The 21,801-nt window shown below is 68.9% G+C and carries 14 protein-coding genes; 6 read left to right on the top strand and 8 right to left on the bottom strand.

Going from position 1 to position 21,801, the window contains the following annotated elements; translation table 11 throughout:
• Window positions 1–177: 177 nt before the first annotated feature.
• The 3 genes from AB4Y92_RS07465 to AB4Y92_RS07455 form a co-directional block, all read right to left on the bottom strand.
• Entirely contained in the window at window positions 178–1,695 is a 1,518-nt protein-coding gene (locus AB4Y92_RS07465) for an NBR1-Ig-like domain-containing protein (RefSeq protein ID WP_441819038.1), read from the bottom strand.
• 258 nt (window positions 1,696–1,953) lie between these two features.
• Window positions 1,954–3,561 carry a hypothetical protein gene (locus AB4Y92_RS07460; RefSeq protein ID WP_441819037.1) on the bottom strand — a complete coding sequence of 536 codons (1,608 nt, stop codon included), beginning with the start codon at window positions 3,559–3,561 and terminating at the stop codon, window positions 1,954–1,956.
• Between the two features lie 234 nt (window positions 3,562–3,795).
• A complete protein-coding gene (locus AB4Y92_RS07455; protein ID WP_441819036.1) occupies window positions 3,796–5,982 on the bottom strand; it encodes a RelA/SpoT family protein in 2,187 nt (728 codons plus the stop codon).
• A 177-nt stretch (window positions 5,983–6,159) separates the two neighbouring features.
• Between AB4Y92_RS07455 and AB4Y92_RS07450 the strand changes: the two genes are divergently transcribed.
• Together AB4Y92_RS07450 and AB4Y92_RS07445 are read left to right on the top strand one after the other, a co-directional pair.
• The gene (locus AB4Y92_RS07450; protein WP_441819035.1) at window positions 6,160–6,684 is read left to right on the top strand and encodes a hypothetical protein; all 525 of its coding nucleotides are present in this window, start codon (window positions 6,160–6,162) and stop codon (window positions 6,682–6,684) included.
• Window positions 6,685–6,756: 72 nt separating this feature from the next.
• Window positions 6,757–7,236 (top strand): hypothetical protein, encoded by a 480-nt coding sequence (locus AB4Y92_RS07445; protein WP_057944016.1) that lies wholly within the window; start codon window positions 6,757–6,759, stop codon window positions 7,234–7,236.
• Window positions 7,237–7,449: 213 nt separating this feature from the next.
• On the opposite strand, the gene hrpA is transcribed toward AB4Y92_RS07445, so the two are convergent.
• Entirely contained in the window at window positions 7,450–11,562 is a 4,113-nt protein-coding gene (hrpA, locus tag AB4Y92_RS07440) for an ATP-dependent RNA helicase HrpA (RefSeq protein ID WP_441819034.1), read from the bottom strand.
• A 158-nt stretch (window positions 11,563–11,720) separates the two neighbouring features.
• Here hrpA and AB4Y92_RS07435 point away from each other — a divergent pair, with 158 nt between their 5' ends.
• Window positions 11,721–12,290, top strand: a complete 570-nt coding sequence (locus tag AB4Y92_RS07435) for a Dps family protein (protein ID WP_057945572.1) — start codon at window positions 11,721–11,723, stop codon at window positions 12,288–12,290.
• 109 nt (window positions 12,291–12,399) lie between these two features.
• On the opposite strand, the gene AB4Y92_RS07430 is transcribed toward AB4Y92_RS07435, so the two are convergent.
• Window positions 12,400–13,356 (bottom strand): LysR substrate-binding domain-containing protein, encoded by a 957-nt coding sequence (locus AB4Y92_RS07430; RefSeq protein ID WP_441819033.1) that lies wholly within the window; start codon window positions 13,354–13,356, stop codon window positions 12,400–12,402.
• 159 nt (window positions 13,357–13,515) lie between these two features.
• On the opposite strand from AB4Y92_RS07430, the gene AB4Y92_RS07425 reads away from it, so the two are divergent.
• The 3 genes from AB4Y92_RS07425 (at window position 13,516) to recQ (ending at window position 16,751) form a co-directional block, all read left to right on the top strand.
• Window positions 13,516–14,388 carry a nuclear transport factor 2 family protein gene (locus tag AB4Y92_RS07425; protein ID WP_441819032.1) on the top strand — a complete coding sequence of 291 codons (873 nt, stop codon included), beginning with the start codon at window positions 13,516–13,518 and terminating at the stop codon, window positions 14,386–14,388.
• The gene (locus AB4Y92_RS07420) at window positions 14,385–14,825 is read left to right on the top strand and encodes a nuclear transport factor 2 family protein (protein ID WP_441819031.1); all 441 of its coding nucleotides are present in this window, start codon (window positions 14,385–14,387) and stop codon (window positions 14,823–14,825) included. Before AB4Y92_RS07425 ends, AB4Y92_RS07420 begins: the two co-directional genes overlap by 4 nt.
• 108 nt (window positions 14,826–14,933) lie before the next feature.
• Entirely contained in the window at window positions 14,934–16,751 is a 1,818-nt protein-coding gene (recQ, locus tag AB4Y92_RS07415) for a DNA helicase RecQ (protein WP_441819030.1), read from the top strand.
• Between the two features lie 168 nt (window positions 16,752–16,919).
• Here recQ and AB4Y92_RS07410 read toward each other — a convergent pair whose 3' ends face one another.
• The 3 genes from AB4Y92_RS07410 to AB4Y92_RS07400 all read right to left on the bottom strand — a co-directional run bounded on the left by AB4Y92_RS07410 (window position 16,920) and on the right by AB4Y92_RS07400 (window position 21,732).
• Entirely contained in the window at window positions 16,920–18,641 is a 1,722-nt protein-coding gene (locus AB4Y92_RS07410; protein ID WP_441819029.1) for a ShlB/FhaC/HecB family hemolysin secretion/activation protein, read from the bottom strand.
• 156 nt (window positions 18,642–18,797) lie between these two features.
• Window positions 18,798–20,291 (bottom strand): collagen-like triple helix repeat-containing protein, encoded by a 1,494-nt coding sequence (locus tag AB4Y92_RS07405; RefSeq protein ID WP_441819028.1) that lies wholly within the window; start codon window positions 20,289–20,291, stop codon window positions 18,798–18,800.
• 574 nt (window positions 20,292–20,865) lie between these two features.
• Window positions 20,866–21,732, bottom strand: coding sequence for a PhzF family phenazine biosynthesis protein (locus AB4Y92_RS07400; RefSeq protein WP_441819027.1), 867 nt, complete (start codon window positions 21,730–21,732; stop codon window positions 20,866–20,868).
• Window positions 21,733–21,801: the final 69 nt, after the last annotated feature.

Genomic DNA, 21,801 nt, shown 5'->3' with positions numbered 1-21,801 from the left:
GGCCATGCGGGCCGGACACGCAAACCGGACGGCGCCCGATCCTGCGATCGGAAAGCGCCGCGACCCGGCGCCACCGCGCCCGCCGGCAACCCCGCCCCGGCCGCGTAAAAACAACGGCCCCGGATCTTTCGATCCGGGGCCGATTTCAAAGCCGGTCGAACCGTCGATCGCTTTCGATCACGGCTCCTGGCACAACGGGCAGGTCGGATTGGTCGGCCCGCCCGGCGGCGGCTCGTCGGACCTCACGCCACGCACGTCGACGCTGGAAATCGTCGTGGCGCCGCTGCGCAGGGAAAAGCGCACGGTCTGTTCGGTGATCCAGGGCGCGGCCTGGGTGCCGGTCTGCGCGCGCGCGAACAGCACCGGGTTGGTGTTCTGCGTATCGGCGACCCAGACCTCGGCGTCGGCACGGTTGGAGTTCCAGCCGATATTGACCGTGCAGGCGCTCTGCCCCGCATAAATGATGCAGGGACTGGGGCTGACGCCGATCGAACCGCTCGGCCCGGGAGTGACGTTCACCGTCGTGAGCGCCGTCGCATCGCCGAACCACGCCTGCGTGTCGGCCACCATCCGCCATTGGAACGCGTAGTGGCCCGGCGCCGACGGCGCCAGCGCGTTGAACTGGAAGGTCACGCTCTGCTGCGGCGCGACCGTCGCCGGCAAGGCGACGCGATGCGTGCCCCAGGTGCTGTTGTCGATGGGGTTCTGCGAACCCAGGCGTACATGGCTGCCGGCAACCCAGGTGCCGGTGCCGGTGTTCTTGACGGTGATGCTGACCGGATAGAGCTGCCCCGCCGTCATCGTCGCCGGCACCGACTGGCCGAGGAACTGCGCCGCCAGCCCGAACTTCACCCTCGAACCGATTTCGCGGTATTGGTCGCGCAAGGCCGGAATGCCGCGGGTGCCGTTGGTGTCGGCATGCCCCCACAAGAACGGCATCAACATGATCACGCGCGCTTCGCTGTTGGCGTAGGCGGCCATCCGTCCCGGATCGTGATAGCTGTTGTCCAGCATGCCGCCCTGCGCGGCTTGCGGAACCACGATGATGCGCTGCTGCGGCCGCAGATTGAAGCTCAGCATCAGCAGGTCGTACAAGTAGCCGTCGTTGTCGGTGCCGTAGTTGTCCAGGCCGACCCAATCGAACAGGCGCAGGCCCTGGATCGCCTCGTCGTATTTCTTGCTGCCGATGCTGGCGACGGGAAAGTTGCTGGTGCGGGCATCGCCGCGAATGGCGTTGACCGCGTTGGCGAGCGCGGGATGCGGCGCGCCGCCCTGATCCTTCAGCCCGCACAGTTCGGGTTCGTCGATCGGATAGAACGCGACCACGGTGCTCGCTTCCGGATCGTTCGGCACCAGATAACCCGCGGTCACCAGATCGTCCACCAGCACGCGGAAATCGGCGGCCGCGCTGGGCGAGTTCGCGTACGGGCAGCCGCCGGAGGCGGCGAACACGAAGGAGTCGACGGACACGACCGCCTTGATCCCATAACTCTTGGCCTGTTGCAGTTCCGCCAGGATGATCGACCTGGCCTGGGTCCGGTCAGGGCCGGTCCATACATGGGTGATGTTGGTGTGCGCCTGATTCTCGGATTGATACGTGTTGTTGGCGAAATAACCGAAATAACGCAGGTGCTCCTGCGCCGATGCCGGCCGGGCGCAGACTAAAAGCAGAACGATCAGGATTCTGTAGAACATGGTCTTCTTCCATTCGTGCATGCATGACAGCTCGCGCGACGCCGAAACCAAACGCTCCCGCGACGCGCTCCACCGGCTCGTCCTTTCTGGGCCGGTCGGCGCCAATCATGCACAGACGAATCTCAAAGTCCGAATCGGACCCGAGCTATTACACAAAAAAACGCTGATACATCGCCGAAGCTGCGCAAGGACAACGGCCCGTCGATGAAATAAAAGCGTCTGCGCGCCGCGCACGCTGTTCGGATACGAAGCCGCGCTTCAGTCGCCGGCGGCCCGCGCCGTCTTCACCCGCTCGGTCAACTCGTGCAAGCCCGGGGCGGACGCATCGAGCGAACGCGCGGCCTGCAGGGCAGCGCGCGCGGCCTGCACTTCGCCCGCGCCCAGGCGCTCGTCGCCGACCGCGATCCAGCGCAGGGCCAGGCGCGAAGCGGCTTCGCGCAACGGCGCGCTGCTGCCTTCCAGAGTGCGGCGCGCGTCCAGGCATTCGCCGGCGCGGCCCAGACGGTTGCCGCTGAGTTCGCGTTCGAAGCAGCGCTTGGCGGTCGGCAGCAGCCGCGCCACGGCGGCGCGCACGGCCGGATTCTGCGGCGCGATAGCCTGCGCCGCGCGCAATTTGTCGTAGGCGCTGTCGCCGGGCGGGGTCAGCAGATCGCCGCGCTGTTCGGCGGCCGCGGCCTGCGCCAACAGGCGCTGCAAGGACTGGCGCTGCTTGCCCGGCGCCTCTTGGTCGAAACGTTTGTGCGATTCGCGCGCGCGGTCCAGATGCTGGCGCGCGACCGCGATCGAGGGCGCAGCCACCGCGATCTCGCGCGCCTGCGCCAGCTCGGCCTCGGCCTGGACGAAGTCGAAATCGGCGGCCAATCGCTCGGCGCGCGCGGCGTGGGCATCGGCGATGGCGACCAGGCCGTTGCGCGCGGCGCCGTCGTCGGCGCGCACCGCGAGCAGGTCGCGATAAGCGGCCAGGGCGAGATCCAGGCGCTGCCGGCGCAGAGCCTGATCGGCTTCGCGGCGGCGGCGTTCCAGATGGCGCTCGAGCACGGTGAGGCTGTCGGGCAGATCGGCATGGCCCGGATCGGCCTCCTGGGCGCGCTGGATGCCCTGCGCGCCGCGCACCAGCTCGCCGTTTTCCAGGGCCTGGCGCGCCTGTTGCAGCAGTTCGGCCAGGGTGTCGTCGCGGCCTTCCAGGGCGTCGTTGCGCTGCGGCTGCAGCTCCAGCACGCGCTGGTACAGCGGCAGGGCGGTGTCCGGCGCGCCGTCCAGGCGGCCTTGCTCGCGCGCGCTCGCCGCGGCGGCGACCATCCGGTCCAGGCCGGCGTGGGTGGCTTCGCGTTCGCGCAGGCGCTGGGCGAGGGTTTCGACCCGGTCGCGCGGGGTGGCCAGATCGCGGGCCAGATCCAGACGGCCGCGGGCGAATTCGAAATGGCCGCCGTCGATGGCCTGTCGCGCCTGCTGCAGCGCGGCCTCGCCGGTGCGGGTCAGGCCGGTGCGGGCGTCGCTGCGGTCGGGGTCCAGCGCCAGCGCGGCTTCGTACAACTCGCGCGCGCCGCGGCCGTCGGGCGAGGTCAGGCGGCCTTCGGCCAGCGCGCGCGCAGCCTGCTCGCGCAGGCTTTGCAGGCGGGTGTCGGGCCACAGCCATTCCGACAGCGGTTGCCGCCACACGATCAGCGCCGACAGCACCGCCAGCGCGGCGACCGCCAGCGCGATGCGGGTCCAGCGCTGGCGGCGGGCGCGGTCGGAGGCGGGATCGCGGCGCGGTTCGTCGTCGAAATGCAGCGCGCTCCAATCGCCGGCGAGGGGTTCGATCCGCGCGGCGCCGGCGGCGTGCGTGGCGGAACCTTCGGGCGAGGACGGCGGGCGTGATTTCACGGCGACAGGATAGCGCTACGAGGATGACGGTCGTGCTGTTATTTTCGCCATGGCGTGCGAGCGCAGTGCGAAGGCGAAGCGCGATGAATGCCGGTGTGGGGGGCCGGGTAGCTGATCGAAAGGCATCGGGGCTGAAAGCCCCTCCCACAACAGATTGCGAAAGCCGCGAAGTCTTTTGTGGGAGGGGCCTTCAGCCCCGACGCTTTTCGACCCGCCGCCGCGCAGCGCCCCACCTCAACTGCGCTGCGCGTACTCCACCCCCGGCAGCGACGACAGCTTGCCGAGCAGGCTCGACAACTGCCCGTAATCGCCCACCCGCAAGCGCAGCCGCAGCCGCACCTGCGCGCCGTTGCGCTCGACATCGCTGCGGATGCTGATCACGTGCGCGTTGCCCTGGGCGATCACGTTGCTGACTTCCTTGAGCAGCCACTTGCGGTCAAGGGCCAGGACTTCGATATCGACCTCGTAGCCCGAGCCCTTGCGCCCCCACTCCACCGGCAGCACCCGCTGCGGCTGGGCGGCGGCCAGGCGCTCGAACGCGCCGCAGCCGGGACGATGCACGCTGACGCCGCGGCCGCGGGTGAGGTAACCGACGATCGGCTCGCCCGGCAGCGGCTGGCAGCAGCGCGCCAGCTGCACCAGCAGGTTGCCCACGCCTTCGACGGTAAAATCGGTGGACTTGCCCGGCACTTTGCGCGGCGCCGGCGGGATGGTGGTGGTTGAACCTGAGGTGGGCGCCGGCGGCGGCGCCGACATCGCCCGTTCGTGCTCCAGCAGGACCCGGCCGATCTGGTGCGGGCCGATGTCGCCGAGCGCGACCTGCACGTACAGATCGCCGTCGCCGGCCAGATTGAAGCGTTCGCGCGCCGGCGCCAGATCGGCGCCGAGCACGCCGAGCCGGCGCAGTTCCTTGTCCAGCAACTCGCGCCCGGCGGTTTCGTTGCGCGAGCGGTCCAGCTTGTGGAACCAGTTGCGCACCTTCTCGCGCGAGCGGTTGCTGGCCAGGAAACCGTTCGAGGCCACCAGCCAGTCGCGGCGCGGTTCGCCGGTCTTGGCGGTCAGGATTTCCACCCGGTCGCCGGTGCGCAGCTTGTGATCCAGCGGCACGATGCGGCCGTCGATCTTGGCGCCGCGGCAGCGATGACCGACTTCGGTGTGCACGTGATAAGCGAAATCCAGCGGCGTGGCGCCGGCCGGCAGATCGATCACCTCGCCCTTGGGCGTGAGCACGTAGACCCGGTCTTCGACCAGTTCGGTGTCCAGCTCGCTGGCCAGCGCCTCGTCGCCGCCCTGGCCGCCTTCGCTCTTGGCGTCGAGCAGGCGCCGCATCCAGGCGATCTTGCGGTCGAACGCGGCATCGGCGCTGTGGCTGCCGACTTCCTTGTATTTCCAGTGCGCGGCCACACCGAGTTCGGCCTGGCGATGCATTTCGTGGGTGCGGATCTGCACTTCCAGGGTCTTGCCTTCCGGCCCGACCACGGCGGTGTGCAGCGAGCGGTAGTCGTTGCGCTTGGGCCGGGCGATGTAGTCGTCGAACTCGCTCGGGATCGGCGTCCAGGTGGCGTGGACCACGCCGAGCGCGGCGTAGCACGCGCCCACGTCGTCCACCATCACCCGCACCGCGCGCAGGTCGTACAACTCGCTGATCGGCGCGTCCTTGCGCTGCATCTTCTTCCAGATGCTGTAGATGTGCTTGGGCCGGCCGGCGACTTCGGCCTTGAGGCCCTGCGCGGCCATGGCTTCGCGCAGGGTGCGCTTGACCTGCTCGATGTAGCGCTCGCGATCGCCGCGCTTTTCGTCCAGCAGGCGGGCGATCTTCTGATAGGTCTGCGGTTCCAGATAACGGAACGCCAGGTCTTCGAGTTCCCACTTGAGCTGCCAGATGCCCAGGCGGTTGGCCAGCGGCGCGTGGATGTCGCGGGTCAGCGCCGCCAGTTCGCGCCGCGTCTCCGGCGCCAGGGCGTCGGCGTGGCGCATGCGCGCGAGCTGGCGCGCCAGCAGGATCGGCACCACGCGCAGGTCGCGCACGATCGCCAGCAACAGCCGGCGCAGGCCCTCGGTGCCCGAGCGCCGGCTTTGTTCGGCATGCAGCGCCCAGACCTGGCCGGCGGCGCGCTGGCCGTCGAGCAAGGCGGCGACCACCGGATGTTCGCGCTCCAGGCCCGGGCCCAAAGCCGCGGCCCAGCCCGGATAGACGTGCAGGATCGCCGCGGCGACGGTGTCGCTGTCGGCGTCGAGCAGGGCCAGCGCGTCCATGGTCGCGGCGACCACCGCCGGCGAATCCAGCGCGCCGGCGCCGGCCTCGGGCTTGAGCGCGGCCGCGCTCAGCGCCTTGCGCAAGGGCGCGGACAGGGCCGCCGCCGCGGGCAGCGCCAGCACGTCGGACAGGGGCGAATGGGACTCGGCGGGGGAAGCGTTCACTGCGAAGGGTCGGTGTGCTGGCGGAGCCTGTTCGTTGGGGAGCGTGCGGGTCGGGCGGCGGGCGGAACGGTGGCGGTGAACGGCGACCGCGCTGCGGCGGCGCGGCGCGCGCGATACATCGAAGCGGGCGCGGCTAACGTCTACACTAGCGAGCAACCGCCCCGAGGAACAGCACGAATGTCCGCGATTCCCCCTACCGCGTTGCGCCGCCTGCCCACCGCCTTCGCGCTGGCCGCCTGCCTCGCCGCCGCCCTGGCCGCACCGGCCGCGATGGCGCAGCAGAAGATCGAACAGCAAATGAGCGCCGAGCAGTTCAAGAACGCCGGCCTGACCAAGCTCAGCGACACCGAGCTGAGCAACCTGAACGCCTGGCTCAACCATACCGTCGATGCCGAGGCCAGCAAGGCCGCGGTCAAGGCCAAGGAAGAGTCCAAGCACGAGCGCACCGGTTTCCTGTCGGTCGGCGCATCCAAGGAGCCGGTCGTCGCGCGCCTCAACGGCAGCTTCACCGGTTTCAACCGCGGCCAGACCTACGTGCTCGACAACGGCCAGGAATGGCGCCAGGAAGACAACGCCGACCTGCCGGGCGTGCGCACGCTGGAATCGCCGCAGGTGCGCATCACCCCCAGCATCATCGGCAACGCCTGGTACCTGTCGGTGCAGGGCTACAACACCCGCGCCAAGGTCAGCCGCGTCAAGTAAACCGTCCCTGCTCCCGCGCGCGGCCTCGCGCGCGGGCCCCAACCGCTTGCACATCCCGCTTCGGAGTTCGTCATGCGTGTGCTGTCTTCGTTGACCGTTGCCGTGCTGTTCGCGATCGCCCCCGCCGCCTTCGGCGCCGAGCGTCCCTACGTGCCGGTCGAACAACGCTTCACCGCCGAACAGCTCAAGGCCACCGGCCTGGACACGCTGTCGGCTCAACAGTTGCAGGCCTTGAACGAGTTGTTGTCGCAAGACCAGAACGTGGCGGTCACCGAAGCGGTCAAGCAGGTGCGCACCGAGCGCAAGGGCCTGCTCGATCGCGGCGACGTGGAACCGGTGACCAGCACTTTGAAGGGCGAGTTCCGCGGCTGGTCCAGCGGCACCGTGCTGACCTTGGAAAACGGCCAGCGCTGGCGCGTGGTGGAAGGCTCGCTGTTCCTCGGCAAGTCCGTGCCGGCGCCGAAGATCACCATCCGTCCCGGCCTGATGGGCGGCTGGTATCTGGAAGCCGAAGGGCAGACGCCGAAGGCCAAGGTCAAGCGGCTGGATTGAGGCTGGCGATCGGATAGAACGAAGGCGGCCAAGGCCGCCTTCGTTGTTTCTGCCCGAGGTCTCTGTAGGAGGGGCTTCAGCCCCGATGCTTTCCGATCAGAGGCGATGAAGCTTGTTCGCTCATAGTTCTACAGCGATCTGAGCCGAGAGCTTCGGGGCTGAAGCCCCTCCCACAAAAAACCTCGGGGCTCTGCCGCAACGACAGCGCCAGCATCAACCGCGCAAGCCGGCCAACCGCTGCGCCAGCTTCTTCGGCGACACCCCGCCGCGCACGCCCAGCTCCTGCGCGAACAACGACACCCGCAGTTCCTCGATGTCCCAACGCAGCGCCTGCCAGCCTTCGCTGTCGTCTTCGCCGGCCGCATTGGCCGCGTCCAGCGCATCGACGAAAGGTTTGATCTCCAGCATCCGCGCCTGGTCGCGCACCGGGTCGCGCAGCGCGCGTTCGCTGCGCACCGACAAGGCCTTGAGGTAACGCGGGTACTCGGCCAACGCGACGGTGGCGACATCGCGCAGGAACCCCGGCGGGGTCAGCCGCGCCAGTTGCGCGCGCATGTCGTCGAGATTGCCGCTGGCCCAGCCCATCAGCGGCGACTCCAGGCGCGCGCGCACTTCGGCGACCGCGCTGAGGATCGCCTCGGCCTGGCGCAAGCGCTCCATCGCCTCGGGAAACAGCTTGCGCGCGACGGTGTCGCGGCGCAGTTCGAACGCGGCCGGATCGCGCACCGCGACGAGTTCGGCGTCGTCGCCCAGCAGCGATTGCAGGGCGCCATCGACCAGATCCTCGCGCAGGCGGTCGCTGTCGCGCGGGCGATCATGCGCGGCGGTGCTCTTCCCCGCGCTGGTCTGCAAGGCGGCGATCTGTGCCGCGCGGGTCGGCGACAAGCGCTCCTTGCGCGGCGCGGCCGATTCGATCGCCGCGTACAGCAGCCCGGTCTTGGCCTGGATCGGCAGCTGCTTGCGCGATTGCTTGAGCTTCTCCGCCATCGCGATCGTCAGCAGCCTGCGCACGCCGCGCGGATGCGCGCGCAACGCGGCCTCGCGCTCGGCGTGCACGCGCAGCGACACGGTTTCGCCGTCGTCGTGCAGGGCCGGGAACGCCGGCACGCCGGCCGCGCCGGGCACCGACATCGGGATCGGCTGCTCCGGGAACGCGGTCAGGCCGCGCTGGCCCAGGCCGTCGGCGGCCTGGGCGGCGAAGGCGCGCGCCGCGCGTTCGCCGAAGCGCGCGCGCAGTTCGTCCAGGTCGCGCGACTCGGCCAGCACCGTCGCCTCGCTCTGCTTGCCCTTGCCTTGCGGCGCATCGAGCAAGCGCAGATTCATGCGCAGATGCGGCTCGATCGACGCCGCATCGAAATCCGTCGGCGCGACCTCGGTGCCGCCGAGCTTGCGCAGGAAGCGCGCCAGCGTGCCGACCAGATCGTCGCCCTCGGAGCTGGGATAAGCCTCGAAGAACGCCTTGGCGAAATCCGGCGCCGGCACGAAGTTGCGCCGCAGCGTTTTCGGCAACGACTTGATCAAGGCCGCGGCCTTGTCGGCGACGAAGCCCGGCGCCAGCCACGACAGTTGGGCCGGATCGAGCGCGTTGAGCAGATGCAGCGGCACCGCCAGGGTCATGCCGTCGTCCGGCGCGCCCGGCTCGAAGCGGTAACTCACCGCCAGCCGCGCGTTGCCCAGTTGCAGATACGGCGGGAACCGCGCGGCCTCGCTTTCGCCGCCGATCATCAGATCGTCGCCGGACCACTCCAGCTTCGCCTTCTCATCGGCCGGCAATTTGTTGTACCAGACGTCCAGCGCCTGCACGTTGTGCACCTGCGCCGGCAAGCGGTCCAGGTACCACTGCGCCATCCATTCCTCATCCACCACCAGCCCGGCGCGGCGCTGTTTGGCTTCTTCTTCGTGCGCCTTGGCCAGGGTGGCGAGATTGCGCGGCAGGAACGCGGCGCGGGTGTTGATCTCGCCGGTCACCAGCGCGTCGCGGACGAAGATGATGCGGCTTTCTTCCGGATACAGCGCGCCGTAATGGATCGGCCGCTTCGGCGCCAGCACCAGCCCGAACAGGCTGATCTGCTCGCTGCCGACCACGCGGCCTTGCGAACGCGCCCAGCGCGGATCGTGATGACGCCGCGCCAGCAGATGCGGCAGTTCCTGGATCGCCCAGTCCGGCTCGATGTTGGCATTGGTCATCGACCACACCCGCTCGGTATCGAGCAAGGTCGCCGACAGCACCCACGGCGGCGGCTTCTTGGCCAGCGGCGAGCCCGGGAACAGCTGGAACTTGCGCCCGCGCGGGCCGTCGTAGAAACCCTTGTCGGCGCGGAAACCGATCTGGGTCGGCAGGCCCGCTATCAACGCGCGATGCAAGGTCGCGTAAGCAGCCGCGTCCATCGGTTCGTTCGACGGCGCGCGCGAGGCCCATCCAAGTTCATCGCAAAGCAGCTTCAACTGCCGATGCAGCTCGCGCCACTCGCGCATGCGCAGGAAGCCGAGGAAATTCTTCTCGCACCAGGCACGCAGCTTGGATTGGGTCAGCTCCTCGTGGGCGTTCTGATAGCCGTCCCACAAATTCAGGATGCCGACGAATTCCGAACGCGGATCGGCGAACAGCGCATGCGCGGCGTCGGCCGCGCCGCGCTGGTCGGCCGGGCGTTCGCGCGGATCCTGGATGCCCAGGAACGCGGCGATGGCGACCATCTCGCGCAGGCAGCCGTGGTCGTTGGCCGCGACCAGCATGCGCGCGAGCTTCACGTCCACCGGCAGGCGCGCCATGGTCCGGCCGATCGCGGTGAGTTTCTTGCCTTCGTCCACCGCGCCCAGTTCGGCCAACTGCTGCCAACCGTCGGCGACGGCGCGGCTGTCGGGCGGCTCCAGGAACGGGAAGTCCTCGATATGGCCCAGGCCCAGCGAGAGCATGCGCAGGATCACCCCGGCCAGCGCGGCGCGGCGGATTTCCGGATCGGTGTAGCGCGCGCGCGATTCGAAATCCGCTTCGCTGTACAAGCGATAGCAGGTGCCTTCGCTGATGCGGCCACAGCGGCCCGTGCGCTGGTCGGCGCTGGCCTGGCTGATCGGCTCGATGTGCAGGCGGTCGAGCTTGCCGCGCGGGCTGTAGCGCTTGACCCGCGCCAGGCCCGGATCGACCACGTAGCGGATGCGCGGCACGGTCAGCGAGGTTTCGGCAACGTTGGTCGCCAGCACGATGCGGCGCTTGGGGCCGGGATTGAACACCCGGTCCTGGTCGCGCACCGACAGCCGCGCGTACAGCGGCAGCACTTCGGTCTCGCGGTATTTGCGCCGCTCCAGCGCCTGGTGCGCGTCGCGGATCTCGCGCTCGCCGGACAGGAAGATCAGCACGTCCCCGCGCGGGTCTTCGCGAGTGATTTCGTCGCAGGCCGCGACGATGCCGTCGTTGGTCGAGATCGCGGCATTCGATATCCGGGATTCGGGATTCGGACGGCCCGGACGCCGCGAGTCCGCTTCAACGCCTCCCGACTCCCGACTCCCGGTTTCGGTGTCCTCCAAGGGCCGATAACGCACGCTGACCGGATACCCGCGCCCTTCCACGTTGACCACCGGCGCATTGTCGAAATGCGCGGCGAAGCGATCGGTGTCGATGGTCGCCGAGGTCACGATGACCTTCAGGTCCGGCCGCTTCTTCAGCAACTGCTTCAGATAGCCCAGCAGGAAGTCGATGTTGAGGCTGCGCTCGTGCGCTTCGTCGATCAGGATGGTGTCGTAGGCCGACAGCCAGCGGTCGGACTGGATTTCCGCCAGCAAGATGCCGTCGGTCATGAACTTCACCGCGGTGCGCTCGCCGACGTTGTCGTTGAAACGCACCTGGTAGCCGACGGTTTCGCCGATCTGGGTGTTGAGTTCCTCCGCCACGCGCCGCGCCACCGCGCGCGCGGCGATGCGGCGCGGCTGGGTGCAGCCGATCATGCCGGCGGCGCCGCGGCCGGCGGCCAGGCACAGCTTCGGCAACTGGGTGGTCTTGCCGGAACCGGTTTCGCCCGCGATCACCACCACCGGATGCTTGCGGATCAATTCAACGATGCGATCGCCTTCGGCCGCGATCGGCAAAGCCGGGTCCACCGGCGCGCGCGGCAGCGACTTCGCGCGCGCTTCGCGCTGCGCGACGGAAGCGGCCAATGCCTGCGCGAACGCAGCCTGCGCCTTGTCGTCGCCGGGCTTGCCGCTCCAGCGCGACCACAGGCCGTGCAGACGGCCGCGATCGCGGCTGAGCGCGCCGTCGATGGCGCGCCGCGCCTGCCGTAACGCAGCGCTCGCGTCGGCGTGATTAGACTGTTGGGTATGGCTGGTATTCATCGATAGATCGTTTGCATCGCAGCGCTAGGAACAAACCATTTCACATCTTTGGCGACAGCGCCTATTGTCGCCGCAAGTTCCGGAAAAACCGCTCCGGCACAAGCTCGAAATCCCCGCTTCAAATCCACAGAACCCCCGCAATGGAGAAGGAGTCGCACATGGCCAAGTCCACCAAGCCCGTCAAGACCAAACCCGGCAAGTCCAAGGCGCCGGTCAATCCGGCCGCATCGCCTGCCGCGGGCGACGGCGCGCCCTCGATCGATATCGGGATCTCGACCGCCGATCGCAAGAAGATCGCCGAAGGTCTGTCGCGCTTCCTGGCCGACAGCTACACCCTGTACCTGAAGACCCACAACTTCCATTGGAACGTGACCGGGCCGATGTTCAACAGCCTGCACGTCATGTTCGAGACCCAGTACACCGAGCAGTGGACCGCGCTGGACGAGATCGCCGAGCGCATCCGCGCGCTGGGCTTCAATGCGCCGGGTTCCTATGCCGAGTTCGTGCGCCTGACCTCGATTCCGGAAGAACCGGGCCTGACCGACGCCGCCGACTGGCACGAAATGGTTCGCCAGCTGGTGGTGGGCAACGAAGCGGTGTGCCGCACCGCGCGCAAGGTACTCGACCAGGCCGACGACGTCGATGACGCGCCGACCGAAGACCTGCTGACCCAGCGTCTGCAGACCCACGAGAAGTATGCGTGGATGCTGCGTTCGCTGCTGCAGTGATCGCCCGCGCAGTTCAGCCGGCGATGCGCTGAGCGCGGCGCCGGCTTGTTCGATCCGACCCCTTCGCCGGCAACGGCGGAGGGGTTTTTCGTAAGTCCCGCCGCCGCGCTCAGGCCGGCGCGGCTTGCGCCAGCGACGGCAACGGCGCGCCGGCGCGCTCGCATTCGGCGCGCCATGTCTCCAGGTCCTGCCGCGCCTGCGCCAGGACCCAATCGCGGAACGCGCAGATCTTGGCGCTGCCGCGCCGCACCTCCGGATAGGCCAGCCAGTAGTCGCGGCTGTCGCGCACGATCAGTTCGAACGGCTGCACCAGCCGCCCCGACGCCAGTTCGGCGCGGAACAGCAGCGGCGAGGTGATCGCCACGCCCTGTCCGGCCAGCGCGGCGGTGACCTCGTACTGCTCCACGCCCAGATCGATCGCCGAGACCAGCGGCGCCTCGCCCGCGGCCACGCCGGCCGCGTGCAGCCATTGCCGCCACCAGCGCTCGCGACCGATCCGCGCCAGTCCCAGCAGATCCGCCGGCGTGCGCAAGGCGCCGCTGGCCATCAGCGCCGGACTGCACAGCGGCGTGAACAAGCCCGGCAGCAGGAAGTGCGCGCTCATGCCCGGCCACTGGCCGCCGCCGTTGCGCAGGCTCAGGTCGAACTCGCCCTGGGCCAGATCGATCAAGGGCACGCTGGTGTCCAGGCGCACCGCCAATCGCGGCTGCGCCAGCTGGAAGCCGCCCAGGCGCGGCACCAGCCAGTTCGCGCCGATGGTCGGCAGCGCGGTGATCGCCAGTTCGCTCTGCGAACGCTCGCGGCTTTGCGCGAACGCGCCGCGCAGCCCTTGGAAGGCGTCGAGCACCGCCGGCGCCAGCCGCTCGCCGTCGCGGGTCAGCACGACCTTGCGCGCCAGGCGCTGGAACAGCATCAGGCCCAGGCGCTGCTCCAGGCGCTTGATCTGGTAGCTGACCGCGGCCTGGGTCATGTCCAGCTCTTCCGCGGCGCGGGTAAAGCTGCCCAGGCGCGCGGCGGCCTCGAAGGCGCGGATCGCGCTGAGCGGGGGCAGGGTCGGCCCAGTCATAAATTCAGCTTATGCATTGGCGTTGATTTTCGGCTTGTCCGGCGCCGCCCCGGATTCCTAGGATTCGCTGGAAGCAAAGCATAGCCCGCACCGACCGAAACGGCGCGAATCCGCCCCAGACCAAAGCCTGCCTAGGCCATCTTTACCCCGGAGTTCTCCATGCCGCGCCGAACCCTGCTGACGCTCGCCCTCGCGACGCTGTCGCTGCTGTCCTGCCCCATCCCAGCCCTCGCCGCCGCCGCGGCCACGCCCGCGGCGGTGGTCCAGGCCGACCTGCGCGCCCTCAACGCCAACGATCTGGAAGCCTTCCTCGCCCTGTACGCGCCGCAGGCGCAGATCTTCGGCCTGCCCAAAGACCCGCGCCGCCTGGCCGGCCCGCGCCTGGAGCAGATGTACGGCGCCGACAGGCTGCGCGCCTCGTTCGCCAAGGCGATGGCCGAACCGGCCACGCCGAAGATCCAGCAGACCGAATCGATCACGCTGGGCGAACTGCTGGTCGGGAAGGTGCGCATCGACGTGCCGGGCCAGAGCGAGCCGACCGTGATGATGGTGGTCTACCGTGTGCGCGACGGCCTGATCCAGGACCTGTGGCACGTGGTCCGCGAAAGCGACGACAACCGCGGCCAAAGCGCCGCCGCGCTGGCGACCATGCACGCGCTGGTGCAGACCAGCAACCGCGCCGACGCCGACGGCTTCCTGGCCCTGTTCGCTCCCGATTCGCGGCATAACCGCATGTCCGACGATCCCGATCGACTGGCCGAGGAACAGTCGAAGAACATCGTCGATGCCGCCAGCCGCGATCGCGTCTACCGCGCGCTGTACGCCAAGGGCGACGGCCTGCAGGTGCAGACCCTGGCCGCGTTCGCGGTCGGCGATCTGGTCGCCATGCACGAGCGCATCACCGACACCGCCAAGCCCGGCGAAGTGAAGGAACTGGTGTCGATCCTGCGCGTGCGCGACGGCCTGGTACGCGATCTATGGCCGCTGCAGCGCGTGGTGACCGGGGCCGCCGTCGCAGGGACCGGGCGATGAAATACTGGCGCTGGTGGTTGATCGCCGCCCTGCTGGCGGTGTCGTGGCTGGCGCTGGCGCAGGCCGAGAGCGCGCAGGAAGCGGTGGTGCGCCGCTACGTGCAGGCCTGGAACGACGACGATGTCGAAGCGTTCCTGGCTCTGGCCAGCCAGGACGCGCGCACCTATCGGCGCGATCGCGACGACGAAGGGCTGGCCGGCGCCTCCATCGCCGGCGCCGACGCCGGCGAACGCGCCCGCTTCTACCGCGGCGCGTTCGCCAAGCGGCCGCATGTGCGGGTGGACATCGTGCAGATGCAGGCGGTGGACGACATCGTCATGAGCCGCGAAAGGGTCAGCGGCGGCGCCGACGGCAAGATCGCAGATGAGCTCACCGTGTATCAGGTGCGCGATCGCAAGATCTGCAATGTGTGGCATGTGAAGCGGCGCTCGCGCTGAGGGATGGGGCGCGGCGATCTGAATGAAAAGCATCGGGGCTGAAAGCCCCTACCCAAAGCCGCGGCCATTCCCGACCGACCGAAGGACCGGCGCGGGTAAACTAGCCCCATGCCCTCCCCCGCTCTAGAAATCCTTCACCGCGTCTTCGGCCATACCGCGTTCCGCGGCGAACAGGCGCAGATCGTCCAGCACGTGATCGACGGCGGCGACGCCCTGGTGCTGATGCCCACCGGCGGCGGCAAATCGCTGTGCTACCAGATCCCCTCGCTGGTGCGCGAAGGCTGCGGCCTGGTGGTCTCGCCGCTGATCGCGCTGATGCAGGACCAGGTCGAGGCGATGCGCCAGCTCGGCGTGCGCGCCGCGTACCTGAATTCCACCCTGAGCGCGGACGCCGCCACCGAAGTCGAGCGCCAGTTGCTCGCCGGCGAGCTCGACCTGCTCTACGTCGCGCCCGAGCGCCTGCTCACCGGGCGCTGCCTGAACCTGCTCGACCGCGCCAAGATCGCCCTGTTCGCCATCGACGAAGCCCACTGCGTCTCGCAATGGGGCCACGACTTCCGTCCGGAATACCGCGAACTCACCATCCTGCACGAGCGCTGGCCCGACATCCCGCGCATCGCCCTGACCGCCACCGCCGACGCGCCGACCCAGCGCGAGGTCGCCGAGCGGCTGACCCTGGAAGACGCGCGCCGCTTCGTCAGCTCCTTCGACCGTCCCAACGTGCGCTACCGCGTCGTGCACAAGGACAACGGCACCCGCCAGCTGCTGGATTTCCTCGCCGCGCACCGCGACGAGAGCGGCATCGTCTATGCGTTCTCGCGCAAGCGGGTGGAATCGGTGGCCGAGCAACTGGTCGCCGCCGGGATCAAGGCGCTGCCGTATCACGCCGGCATCGAGGCCAGCGTGCGCGCCGGCAACCAGCGCCGGTTCCTGCAGGAAGACGGCGTGGTCATGGTCGCGACCATCGCCTTCGGCATGGGCATCGACAAACCCGATGTGCGCTTCGTCGCCCATATCGACCTGCCCAAGTCGATCGAAGGCTATTACCAAGAGACCGGCCGCGCCGGCCGCGATGGCGAACCGGCCGAAGCCTGGCTCTGCTACGGCCTCGGCGATGTCGTCAATCTGCGCCAGCTGATCCAGCAAGGCGAAGCCGGCGAAGAACGCAAGCGGCTGGAGCTGCGCAAGCTGGATTCCTTGTTGGGCTTCTGCGAGTCCACCGAGTGCCGGCGCAAGAGTCTGCTCGGTTGGTTCGGCGAACCGCATCCGGGCGATTGCGGCAACTGCGACAACTGCATGGAGCCGCCGCAGAGCTGGGACGGCACCACCGCCGCGCGCAAGGCGCTGTCGTGCGTGTACCGCACCGGCCAGCGCTTCGGCGCCGGCCACGTCATCGACGTATTGCGCGGCGCGGCGACCGAAAAGGTCACCCGCTTCGGCCATGAGGAACTGAGCACCTTCGGCATCGGCAGCGACCTGGACGCCAAGCAGTGGAGCAGCGTGTTCCGCCAACTGGTCGCCGCCGGCCTGCTGGAAGCCGACATCGAACGCCACGGCGCCTTGCGCCTGACCGCCGACAGCGCGCCGGTGCTGCGCGGCGAGCGCAGCCTGCGTTTCCGCACCGAAGCGCCGAAGGCCGCGCGCGCCAGCACGCGCAAGGCGCGCGGCGGCGCCAGCGCGGCGCCGATGATCGACCTCGATCCCGAATCGCTGATCCGCTTCAACGCCCTGCGCGAATGGCGCTCGATCACCGCGCGCGAGCAGAACGTCCCGGCCTACGTGATCTTCCACGACAGCACTCTGCGCGCGATCGCCGAACACGCGCCGGACGATCTGGACGAACTCTCGCGCATCCCCGGCATCGGCGCGAGCAAGCTCGACCGCTACGGCGAGGCGGTGCTGCAGCACTTGCTGGATCAGGCCTGATGCCGCGATCGGCGAGATGAATATGTAGAAGCGGCTCAAGCCGCGGCCGCGATATCGCAGCTGCGATGCAAGCGCGGTTCCGCGGTCGCGGCGTGTGACCGAAGCAAATCCCCGCGGGACGCCGCTCCTACCCCCAAAGCTGTGCTTCGCTTCCGGCCCCGCCCGTCCTCACTGCAACTGATACGAGAAATTCAGATTCCAGCGCGGCTTGCGGTCGTCCGCTTCCAGCGGCAGGTCCGCGGTCGGCTTGGCGTAGGCGAAATCGAGGTTGTAGTGCTTGTTGTCCGACAGCCGCAGGCCGATGGCGAGCGTGCCCAGCTTGTCGGGCTGCGGACGGCGGCCGTCGGTCAGCGATACCTGCGCGTGCTGCACCACCACGTACGGCGTCACCGCCTTGAGCCAACGCCGCTGCGGACGGAAATTGCGGCTGAATTCCAGGCCCACGCCCCAGCCCTTGTCGCCGGAGGTCTCGCCGGGATCGTAAGCCAGGCCGAAACGCGCGCCGCCGAAACTGATCTGCTCCGACGACGGCAGGCGCTGGCGGGTGTACTGCCCGCTCGCGCGCAACACCGCGGCGTAGCGCTGATCCTTCCACGTGCGCGTCTGCGCGTAGCCCAGGCTGTACTTGGTGAACGAAACGTCGCTGGCCGCGGCCAGATTCACGCCGCTCAGATTGGTCAACGTGTCCGCCGACGCGCCCCAGGCATTCAGGCCGCGCGCGATCGCGAAGCTGACCTGGCGCGCGCGATCTTTCTTGGCGTGGGTGTAGTCCAGCGAGCCCTGCACCACCCGGGTCTTGGAGCGCTGCTCCAGGCTGGCGCCGTTGATGGTGTTGAAGTAGCGGTCGGACTGATCGGCCGCGTAGATGCCGGCCGACACGAACAGCGAGCGCTCGTTGCTCAGCCGCAGCGGATAGCGCGCGCTGATCGCCACGCGGTCCTGCTCGACGCGGTGATCGAGAAACTCCGGCAACGGTGTATTGGTCACCGGCACGCCGCGATAGCGCGAACCTTCGGCGCGTCCGATCCAGCCGTCGCTGCCGAACAATTGCGAATACCCGGCGCTGTAGAAGCGCTCGTTGCCGCGTCCGTCCGGATACAGCGCCGCCAGGCTCCATTGCTCGGCCAGCGAAGTCAGCGCGTTGAGATTCAACGTCGCCAGTCCTTGAGTACCGGGATGATTGAACTCCAGCGCCCAGGTCGCGTCGTAGCGCTTGCCGTCCACGCTCAGATCGAGCGAGGTCGCGCCGTCGGTGGTGGTCGGCGCGGGCACGTTGATGTTGAGCTTGGCCCCGGGCAGGAAGCCCAGGATCTGCGAATAACGTTCGAAGGTGCTCTGGCGCAGCGGCCGGTCATCGACGATGTGCTGCGCGATCGCGCGCAACTTGCGTTCCAGATTGCCGGCCTTGCCGCTGATGTTCACCCGCGCGACATAGCCTTCCACCGCCACCACGCGCACCGTGCCGTCGGCGAAATCCTGCGTGGGGACATAACAGAACGACAGCGCGTACCCGCGGTCGCGATACAACTTGGTGCAGGCCGCGGCGGTGGTGAGCAGATCGCCGACGGTGATCTGTTTGCCGGCCAGCGGCGCGAACAAGGCGGTGACCTGATCGAACGGCACCGACTTGACCCCGGACACCTCGAACTTCGCCGGCGTGAGCTGCAACGCCAGCAACGCGGCCATTTCCGGATTCTGTTGCGGCGCGACGGTCGTGCTGACCTTGGGTTCGGCCTTGGGCAGCGGCGCCTGCGGCAGGGTCTGCAGCGGATTGCCGGTGCTCGGCAATCGCGGCGGGGCGGTCTGGGAATACGCCGGCACGCTCGCCTGCAACAGCGCGGTGACCGCCAGCGCGAGTGGATAGCGCTTCCCCCAAAGCCCTGTACCCATGCGGTACCCCTTTAGCGATGGCTGCAACGACTGCCAATGAGGACGCGCGCCCGCCCTGGGCCGAACGCGCATCCGCAAGTCCTGCTTTCACTCTATGCCGTTATGGCGCGACGGGAACGGCACCGTACCGTTCCCGCGCGCTGTGTCACACACCGCTTACGGCTTGTTGCCCTTCTTGCCGAGCAGGCCGGTACCGAGCAAGCCCCCCTTGCCGCTGTCCGTGCCGCCGAGCACGCCGCCGAGCAGGCCACCGTTGGCGTTGTTGAGCCCGGTCGCCCCGGCTACGCCGTTGACGACCGTGCTCAGCCCCTGGGTAACCGGCTGCAGCGGACCGTTCACGGCCGCCGTGGCTGTATTGCCGACCTGACTCACGCCCCCGCCCACGCCGGCGACCGCGCCGCCGACCAGGCTGGTGACCGGTGCCAGCGGCGTGTTCGCGCCGGTGCTGGCAAGACCGGTGCCGACGCTGCCGACGGTGCCGCCGAGTCCGGCCACGCCCGTGGTCACGCCCGCCGCGGTCACACCGACCGGGTTGGCGATCGAACCGGCATTGCCCAGGCCCGCGGTGATGCCCGCGCCGACCGTGCCGAGATTGCCGCTGACGCCCTGCACCGCGCCGCCGACCAGATTGGTCGCCCCGCCCGGTACCGGCGCGCCGCCGATGGCCGCGCCGAGCGCATTGCCGGCCGAAGCCACGCCGCCGACCACGCCGCCCGCGCCGCGCGACACGTTGGCGACCAGATTGCCGCCGCCGCTGCCGCCGGTACCGCCGCCGTTGGTCTGGCCCAGGCCCGCGATCGGCGTGAGCACCTGGCTCAACGCGCCGGTCAACTGCTGGCCCTGCGGACCTTCGAGCACGCCGCCGAGCTTGCCGCCGACGGTCTTGACGCCGTTGCCGACGCCCGAGACCAGTCCGCCGGCCGCGCTGGTGAGCGGCTGGATCGGCGAGCCCTGGAACGCGCCGACCGTGGCGACGGTCTTGCCCAGGTCATCGACCGTGGTGCCTACGTTGACCACCAAATTGTCCACGCCGCCGACGGTGCCGCCGAGCGGATTGCTGATATTGCCGATCTGGCCGAGGCCGCCGCTGGTGGAGGCGCCCAGCCCGCTTACGGTCTTGCCCAGGTCATCGACGACCTTGGCCAGACCCTGCGTGGTCGGATTGTTGCCGCCGAGCAGCGCCTGATTCGGAATCTGCGCGCCGAGCGTGCTCACGCCGCTGCCGATGCCCGATACCAGGTTGCCGGCCACGGTGACGATCGCGCCTACCGCGTTGCCCGGAGCACCGGTGCCGCCGGGGCCACCGGGATTGCCCGGACCGCCAGGACCGCCGGGGCCGCCCGGATTGCCGGGGCCGCCCGGACCACCGGGATTGCCCGGACCGCCAGGACCACCGGGTCCGCCCGGATTGCCGGGACCGCCCGGACCGCCGGGATTGCCCGGACCGCCAGGGCCACCGGGACCGCCCGGATCGCCCGGGCCACCGGGACCGCCGGGCTCACCGGGGCCGCCGGGACCACCCGGATTGGGATTGAAATTGGATTTGACCCCGCCGGAACCCGAGCAGCCGGTCGTGGATACCGTGATCGTCAAGATGCACGCCGCGAGCAGGCTGTAGGAAAGGGCCTTACGAATGCTGTGAGTATCCATCACGTCCTCCGAATGCAGCTCTGGGCAGCTTCGTGCCCTAGGGGTTAATCGCTACGCCTGCGTTCGCGGGGGCGACACCGGTCGAGCGCCGGTAACACACATTCGAGGTGTCATTTCGTGTGCACCGTGAACAGGCTGCTCCTGATTAGTGTTAAGGACACGTGATGAAACGGCTCGATCCGATTGGACCGGCGGAGATTTCCGATAGCCGGCATTTTCCGTGAGAAAGCGTGATTTTCATTCACGACGGCGTGCTGGAACGCGGGCCGCCGGGCAAAGCGGTCAATCGCCCTGCGGCGGGGTACGGACAGGCTTGGGCGGCCTCGGTTCGCTCACGCAAACTACCACCGTAAAGTGTGATCTGTTCGACCGTGTCAGGCGGCCGAAGATCTAACTTTCGGGATTAATGGGGCACCGACGGGCACTCGGACGATGTCTTAAATACAGAGGTCTGCGCCGCGGGAAACCGGAACGGCCGCACAGACCGCCGGTGCGGCAAAGTGTGATGAACTACGTAAATTACGCAAATCTACGCCAAGCGACTACGCAATTTAGACGTGCGTAATCGGAGCGCTCACCACTCCACCGTGCCGCGGATCACCGCCTGCACCCGGCCGCCGATCCAGACTTCGCCGTCTTGGTCGATGCGCAACTCGATATAGCCATCGCGGCCGACCTCGCGCCCCTGGCTGACGCTGTACGCATCGCCGCGCGCGACCCGGCCGGCGGCGAGCAAGGCCGAGGCGATCGCCGCGTTGGCGCTGCCGGTGACCGGGTCCTCGGCGATCCCGTCGCCCGGACAGAACGCCCGCACCACCCAGGCATGGCCGGCCTCTTCGCTGCGCGCGAACACGGCCAGGCCGAGCGAATCCTCGCCGCTGAGCGCGGCGATGGCGGCCAGATCCGGGCGCAGGCCGCGCACGGCGGCCGCGTCGGCCAACTCGGCCAGCCACCAGCGCGGGCCGTTGTCCCACAACGCCGGCGCCAAGACGCCGCGCGCCGCGCCGGCCAGCGCGGCGTCGATGAGTGCATCGTGCGCGGCATCGACCGCGCACGCGCGAGCGCGCGGCGTGCGGATGCTGATGCGAATCTGATCGGCGTCGTGCGCGACCTTCACCGGCAGCAGGCCTGCGCCGCATTGCTGGATCAACTCGACGCTGTCGGCCGCGACCCGCCGCGCATCCAGCACCGCCCAGGCGGCGCCGATGCTCGGGTGTCCGGCGAAGGCCAGTTCCTGGCGCGGCGTGAAGATGCGCACGCGGTAATCCGCGCCGGCCTCCGGCGGCAGCAGAAAAATGGTTTCCGGCAGATGCATCCACGCGGCGAAGGACTGCATCGCCGCCGTATCCATGCCTTGCGCGTCGAACACCACCGCCAGCGGATTGCCGGCGCCGATGCGGTGGGCGAACACATCCAGTTGCAAATAACGTCGCAGGCTCATGCCCCGATCGTAACGGCCGCGGCGGGCCGCGGCGATGTGGCTTTAGGCCTGTTGACTCGGGCCGAGGCG

This window comes from Lysobacter sp. TAB13 (genome assembly GCF_052113885.1).
GTDB lineage: Bacteria > Pseudomonadota > Gammaproteobacteria > Xanthomonadales > Xanthomonadaceae > Lysobacter > Lysobacter gummosus.
The sequence above is the reverse complement of the archived record's forward strand: the minus strand, read 5'-3'. Positions and strand labels throughout refer to the sequence as shown.